Genomic DNA, 1,032 nt, shown 5'->3' with positions numbered 1-1,032 from the left:
CAGAGCGCCAATGTTCTGGACGTGCTGGATTCGCGCTGGCTGCTGGTCTCGGTGGCGGTGTCCTGGCTGGTGCGCCGGCTGGCCAAGTTCATGCAGGCGAAAACGGGCGCCGCCTCGTTCTGGCAGATCGTGGTGGTGATCTGCGAGACCAACTGGATCTTCGTCGGCCTCTACGTCATCAGCCGCTGGAAGGACAGCGCGCTGCAATGGCTGATGAGCCGCAATTTCTGGTCGGTTCTGCAGGCGTCGGCCGACGGGCTGGCGAGCCCGGTGCCGGCGGCGACGGCCGCGCCGATGGTGCCGGTCGAGATCACCTCGATCGCGCCCTCGACGATCGCCGTCAACCTGTTCTTCTACATGCTCTTGCCGCTGATCTGGCTGGTGATGGCGGCGCTGATCTATGGCTATGATGTGCGCGACGATACGGCACTGATGCGCGTGCACGGCCGGCTGGAACGCGTCGGCAAGCGCTATGCCGGCCTGCCGAAATTCCTGCGCGATTTCGTCGAGCATTTCGTCGCCGGCTACCGCTCGCGCTATCTGCCGATCGCCAATGGCGTGCGGCTGACGGTGAGTTCCAGCCTCGTATTGCTGTGTACGCTGATCGTCGGCTATCGCCTGCTCGACTGGGGCGCGGCCTGGCTGTGGCTCGGCGCGACGCGGCTGATCGGCCCGCACGAGCTCGACGTCTGGCAGATCCTGTCGCATGGCGTGACGCTGTTGTTCGGCAGCCCGTTCCAGGATTCCTCCACCGGCATCCTGGTCGAGCCGCTGCGCATCTGCTTCCTCGCCGCGGTGCTGGAGACGGCGTTCTCGCTTTCGAAGGGGGGCGGTCGTTCCCGGTAGCGACGGGAATGACCGTAGCGTATCCTTGTCGCGCCTTGCCATGTACGTGTGATGGGGCGAAAGTGCGATCTTTCCTGGTCTCGTAAACAGACCGCCTGTTTGCACTCGCAAGATCGAAGAGAATGCCATGACTTACTTCTTCCGCCGTCGAAGTGAGGCAATGACCTTCGGCCTGCCTGTGGTCTG

At 63.9% G+C, this 1,032-nt stretch carries 1 protein-coding gene; it reads left to right on the top strand.

What is annotated here, in order from left to right:
* Positions 1-846 (top strand): hypothetical protein (locus FJ980_RS34225; protein WP_140547738.1); only part of this gene is annotated, 846 nt, incomplete at its 5' end.
* Positions 847-1,032 lie beyond the last annotated feature (186 nt).

The sequence above is a fragment of the Mesorhizobium sp. B1-1-5 genome (assembly GCF_006443065.1).
GTDB lineage: Bacteria > Pseudomonadota > Alphaproteobacteria > Rhizobiales > Rhizobiaceae > Mesorhizobium.
Note: the sequence above shows the minus strand (reverse complement) of the source record. Positions and strands in the feature narration are given on the sequence as shown.